Origin of the sequence: Paenibacillus sp. FSL K6-1230, from assembly GCF_038002385.1 — a bacterium.
GTDB lineage: Bacteria > Bacillota > Bacilli > Paenibacillales > Paenibacillaceae > Paenibacillus > Paenibacillus massiliensis.
The window spans coordinates 1-5,652 of the sequence record NZ_JBBOCK010000005.1; the positions used below are offsets into that span (position 1 = coordinate 1).

Annotated in this window: 7 protein-coding genes; all 7 read left to right on the forward strand. The window is 33.3% G+C overall.

Annotated features, from left to right (window positions below):
• Positions 1 to 1,036, forward strand: a 1,036-nt coding sequence (locus MKX74_RS28030; RefSeq protein WP_341180703.1) for a plasmid recombination protein, incomplete at its 5' end; no start/stop codon positions are given.
• A 248-nt stretch (positions 1,037 to 1,284) separates the two neighbouring features.
• A complete protein-coding gene (locus tag MKX74_RS28035; protein WP_021728522.1) occupies positions 1,285 to 1,737 on the forward strand; it encodes a hypothetical protein in 453 nt (150 codons plus the stop codon).
• A 616-nt stretch (positions 1,738 to 2,353) separates the two neighbouring features.
• Positions 2,354 to 2,815: a hypothetical protein gene (locus tag MKX74_RS28040; RefSeq protein WP_061657146.1), complete on the forward strand. Its 462-nt coding sequence runs from the start codon at positions 2,354 to 2,356 to the stop codon at positions 2,813 to 2,815.
• A gap of 65 nt (positions 2,816 to 2,880) precedes the next feature.
• Positions 2,881 to 3,312, forward strand: coding sequence for a hypothetical protein (locus MKX74_RS28045; protein ID WP_061657143.1), 432 nt, complete (start codon positions 2,881 to 2,883; stop codon positions 3,310 to 3,312).
• Between the two features lie 46 nt (positions 3,313 to 3,358).
• Entirely contained in the window at positions 3,359 to 4,480 is a 1,122-nt protein-coding gene (locus MKX74_RS28050; RefSeq protein WP_340800620.1) for a S8 family peptidase, read from the forward strand.
• 160 nt (positions 4,481 to 4,640) lie between these two features.
• Positions 4,641 to 4,937, forward strand: coding sequence for a plasmid mobilization protein (locus tag MKX74_RS28055; protein ID WP_061657152.1), 297 nt, complete (start codon positions 4,641 to 4,643; stop codon positions 4,935 to 4,937).
• Between the two features lie 404 nt (positions 4,938 to 5,341).
• Positions 5,342 to 5,652: plasmid recombination protein (locus tag MKX74_RS28060; RefSeq protein ID WP_341180704.1), on the forward strand; the 311-nt coding region annotated here is incomplete at its 3' end.

Below are 5,652 nucleotides of genomic sequence, written 5' to 3' on the forward strand. Positions count from 1 at the left end.
TTCACTAGCGTTTATTCAAAAACGTTATGGGAAACAAAATACGTTGTATGCCATGGTTCATATGGATGAAGCGACACCACATATGCATATAGGTGTTATGCCAATTACAGAAGACAATCGTTTGTCCGCAAAAGATATGTTTACGAGAAAAGAGCTTATATCTTTACAACAGGACTTCCCGTTGGAAATGCGGGAAAAAGGTTTTGATGTAGAGCGGGGAGAAGGTTCTGAGAAAAAACATTTATCGCCTCAAGCCTTTAAGGAAAAACAAGATTTAGAAGTAGAAGTGGAACAGTTATCCAATGTAAAAACGCATTTAAAGACAAAAGTAGTGGAAACTCATAATCAATTACAACAAACCACAAACTATATCGAAAAACAGAATGAAACTTTACAAAAAATTCAGCAACAATTTTTGAGTTTAGATAAAAAAATAAAAGAAAAGAAACAGGAATTTGAAATGTTTCGAAATCAAATTCCTGACAAGCCAGCGTCAATGTCTTATTTGCGAGAAGAAACAAAAACAGAAGTAACAACAAAACTGTTTGGAAAGCCAGAAATCATAGAAAAGAAAACAGGAAATATCGTGGTAACACGTGAGCAATGGAGAGATATGAAAGAAAAAGTTGATGCAGCGGTTATTATAAAGAGCGATTATGAACGTTTGCAAAAAACAGATCTTGTAAAAGAGAATCAAAGCTTGAAAGAAAATAATAAATACTTAGAAGAAACAATCGAGGGAAATCATCTTGCTTTAAAACATTCTTATAAACAAAATCGGGAATTAGAAGAAGCAAATAAAGAATTGCATACTGAAATAGGCTCTTTAAAGGCTCATATAAGAGATTTACAGACGAATATAAAGGTTTTATATCAACAGACGAAAAAAGTCTTTAAAGAGCAATTTAAGACTTTTAGAGGACTTGTTAAGAATGAACTGGTTGGGAGAGAAGTAGAAAATCATTTTGAACGGGAGCATGAAAGTGAAAATAAGAAGAAAATAAGTAGACATCGAGGATATGACATGGAGCGCTAGAAGACATTCAAAAAAGTAAATAAAACTTTAAGGAAACTTTATTTGACAATCTTTTGAGAGAATATGTGTGATAAAATTAAAAAACGAGCCATGCTCGAACATGGCTCGTTTCAAAGGGTATTTCAGCGAAAATACCAATAACTTGTTGTCGTATATAGATTATCATAATTTTATTATTAGGGTAATACCTGAATTATGATTTTTGGTATTTTTGTTGGTGCTCGGAATATTGAGAGGAGCAACAACAAATGAAAAAGAAAGAGATTTTAGAAGTTACAGAAATGTTGAGTACCTTTATTGACGCTGGTGCAGGTGCTCAAGAACTTATGAAGGCGATCACTGAAAGAAATCTACATAAGAATTCAAATTTTATTTTTGTTTTTCATACGTTAAAAGCTTGGATTGAAAGTGATAATCCAGAAGTAAAGCTTAGTAAAACAGAGAAAGCAGTTTTATTTACTTTGCTACCTTATGTCGGTTGGAATAATCAAATTGAACTTTTACAACCAACTATGCAAAAACTATGTGGTTATAAAGATAGGTCATATTTTAGTAAGGTTTTAAATTCATTAGTAAGGAAAAATGTATTAGAAAAACAAAGTGTAGGAAAACAAAATTATTGGTTTTTTAATTCTTTACTTGTTAAAAAAGGTAATTCTAAAGAACGAAAACCCTATATAAAATTCGAACTAAAAGACTAGTAAAAATTACTAGTCTTTTTCTTTTACATATTTTCCCAATATGTGGTTTTTACCCCACATATATGTGGTTTTTACCCCACATATTGGGAATTAATTACAATCGCTAGAACCCTTGATATAATCACGTTTATTCAATTTTTTATTGAAAATTCCATGTTGTTCTTTCTATATCTATATAAGGGGTTGGTTTTTCTCCATGCAATGGTCAGGTAGTATTTTTTGAAAAAAACACTCAAAAAATCTCCACCTTTCCTCCATTGCATTCTGAAATTCGGCTGGTTTTTAGCTTTCGCCAAGCCGAACAGACCAAAAACGGGGTTAAGTTGCTCGACTTGGACAAGCAATTGTACCAGCCGAAACACCCAGTTCTATCGTTCCAAGTGATAAACTTATCCCATAATAAGTTACGTTAAGTTCCTTGGGGGCTAGCCCCCAAACCCCCAGCCAGCACTCACACCCAAAAACAAAGGGGATAAAAAAACAGCGAAGTTCTCTGAGCTTGGAAAACTTCGCTGTTTTTTTATGCAATATTGCATATAAGGTAGACGTGTACTTCTAAACTATGGAAAAATCAGAAATGTTATTTTAAAAAAACAAATTTTGGAGGAATTATACTATGTTAAACTTAAAAGCTAAATTTAAGAAAATCATTCCAGCTTCAATGGCATTTGCCGCATTATTAACAGTTGCACCACTTTCTTCTTTTGCTGCTGAAACAGATGCACCCGTTAAAAATAATGTTGTGAACTTCCCACAAACAAATTACAACGTTACTGATTTAAACCAAACAGTTTCTTTAGATGATGACGGTGACGTAAGTGCTCAAGGTTGGAAAAAGTCACTTTTAATTAATGGGTTAAAATGGGGCGGTGAAGCGTTAGAAAGTCTTCTTGGATATTTAGGAAAAACATCATACAAAAACATTATAAAAGAAAATCGATTATCACTTGCGCATTATTTAGAAAGAACAGAAGCATTAGCGCATAGGGGATTAAAGAACTTCTTTATTGACGAATGTGGAGCATCTGCGTCTACAGCTGATGTACTAGCGGATGCAGTTTTAGCAATTGCCCTATAAAAATTTGAAAATCTAATTTAGTATAGATATGTATACTAATAATATATAGAACGGAGATATCTTAAGTGGATAACAAACAATATGAATTATTAAAATACCAAATTGAATTACTAAAAAAGATGGTTAATGTTGATAAAAATCCTCTTTATGATTATATGATTGACTATAATATTTCTAGAGAACAACATAATATTTTCATAGATATTTTAAGTGCTTTTTCTCTTCAATTAAAACGTCAATCAGAACAATTAGAAAAAGATGGGGTTAAATATTTTGAATCTCATAAAGAATCTATGCTATCTAAATACTCTCATTTAGATATTACGGTTTTTAATGGATTATCTATAGAAAATGCTCCAACTTATGAAGCATTTTCATTCCTCATTACTAAATTTTTACCAGAAGATGTAGAACCTTTAACTTTATTAAAGCGTACTAATCGACAAGAAATATATACAAATATTTGTGAGTATTTAATTTCAGATTCAAAAAAATAAGGTGCAAAAAGCGCCTTATTTTTTTATGTAATAGGGAGATGAAGATATGAAGAAGTTAGCTATAATAGTTGTAATGTTATTTGGAATATGTGGTGGAAGTGTAACCTCTTTTGCGAGTGAGTTCTCAAAGAAAAATGATTATTTAATTATGTTTCAAGGTAAAGTTGATGAAAGTATGATTGAGAAACAAGGTGGAGAAGTAAAAGAGACTTATTTTAATTTACCCATTGTAAAAGCTGAATTTTCTTATGATCCAACAGATATTTTGAAACAATACTCTGAAGTTGTGGAAGTTGAACAAGATGGAAATGTAAAAGCGAATGGGACGGAACAGTCTTTACATAATGGGATATCTAATGTATTACATGCGAAAGAAAAAGGAGTTTCTCCATTAACAGGAAAAGGAATTTCAGTTGCGATTTTAGATACTGGTATTGATAAAGAACATTTAGATGTAAAGATAAAAGATGGTATTTCATTTGTTGAGAATGTTTCAAATTTTGATGATGATAATGGTCATGGAACGCATTTAGCGGGCATTATTGGGGCACAAAAAAATAATAGTGGTATGATGGGGGTTGCCCCTGATGTGGATTTATATGCAGTAAAAGTATTAGATAAGTATACGAATGGAAAATATAGTACAGTCGTAAAAGGAATCGATTGGGCAATTGAACATAAGGCGAATATTATTCTAATGAGTCTAGGCGGAAAAAAAGAATCTGTATTTTTTGAAGAAGCCATTAATAAAGCATATGAAAAAGGAATTTTGTTAGTTTCGTCAGCAGGAAATGAAGGATATAAAGAGGGGAATTCAATTACCTATCCAGCTAAATTTAATTCTGTAATTGCGGTTGGAGCGTTAGATGCTAAAGATCAACGAGGGTTTCTATCTAGTAAAGGAGAACAGTTAGAATTAATGGCACCAGGTGTAGATATTTGGAGTACCTGGAATGATGGTTCTTATAGATTTAATAGTGGTACTTCAATGGCAGCCGCTCATGTAGCTGGTGTAGCATCTTTGTTATTAGAAAATGATAGAATGTTGTCTAATCAACAAGTAAGAGAATTATTGAAAAACTCAGCAACTCCTTTAGGAAATCCATTTGAATATGGAAATGGGAAAGTAAATTTAAGTCATGCCTTGCAAATGATGAATCAAAAATAAGAAAGAACCAACTTACAAAGTTGGTTCTTTCTTATTTTTTAAGGGTCATGGAAGGGAAAGTTTAAAAGGGTAAAAAAAGGACTATTTGTTATATATTGAAAAAGGGTATGCAAAGGGATATAATAAGAGGGGTAAAATATACCTTGATGGGATGTTGGAAATGTCGAAAGAACAAATAAAATTATATGTTTCTGAAGAGGAAAAAGAGCGTTTAGAGTTATTAGCTAAACTGAATAGTACAACGGTTTCGAACTATGTAAGAATGACAGCTTTAGGTGTTCGAGTTAGACCACCTAAAGAGATTCCTGTAATTGTTGAAAAAGAAAGATTAGAAGAAGAGGACAAATTGGTGTTACATGAATTGCTTGAACGAACACAAGGAAAAAAAGATTTTATTACACTGGATAGGGAATTTAATACACGTTTAATTGCACTAGCTGGACGGTTACTTGAATAGAGAAGTGATTTGAGGTAAGTGTCAACGGTACCGGACCGAGCCCGAAAGGGAACGGGAGGATAAGGAGTAGACACGTACGTCGGATATATCACCCTCTTGGCAGTTCCTCAAAACGATTCGTTTTGGGGACGCCAACCGGCGAGGGAGCCCCTCAAGGATTGAGGGGTTGGGGAGTTCGATAAATGGGGTCAAGGGGAAGAGTTCCCCTTGTGGGGTGTGGGGCAAAGCCCCAGGTCTTTGTCACGCTATGGCGTGATTTGGCGAAGCCAACAAGGTCTCGCAGAGCCCACACCAAATGCAATTTGGTATAGTGGGCTATACCAAAACTTTGGATTCGCTCTCTCGATATGTTATGATAGTCTCAAAAGTGGTCCTCTTACGGAAGACAATTGTGAGGGAAAAACATGAATAAATTCGCAATCATTCACATGCAGAAATTTCAAATTTCTGATGTGCAAGGAATTCAAAAACATAACCAGAGACAAGGAAAAAGTAAATCAAACTTGGACATTGATTATTCGAAAAGTGAACAAAATTATGATTTGTTAAATCAACAAAAAATTAGATATGAAAGTACAATTAAACAAAAGATTAGTGAGCAAGTAAAACGAAAGCCACGAGCAAATTCTGTTGTACTTTCTGAATTTGTAGTAACAGCTTCGCCTGATTACATGCATTCATTAAGTTTAGAAGAACAGAAACGTTATTTTGAGAG

Excerpts from the sequence above, each read along its gene's own strand:
- MKX74_RS28050 (WP_340800620.1), top strand. The coding sequence starts at position 3,359 with ATGAAGAAGTTAGCTATAATAGTTGTAATGTTATTTGGAATATGTGGT.
- MKX74_RS28040 (WP_061657146.1), top strand. The coding sequence starts at position 2,354 with ATGTTAAACTTAAAAGCTAAATTTAAGAAAATCATTCCAGCTTCAATG.
- MKX74_RS28055 (WP_061657152.1), top strand. The coding sequence starts at position 4,641 with ATGTCGAAAGAACAAATAAAATTATATGTTTCTGAAGAGGAAAAAGAG.
- MKX74_RS28035 (WP_021728522.1), top strand. The coding sequence starts at position 1,285 with ATGAAAAAGAAAGAGATTTTAGAAGTTACAGAAATGTTGAGTACCTTT.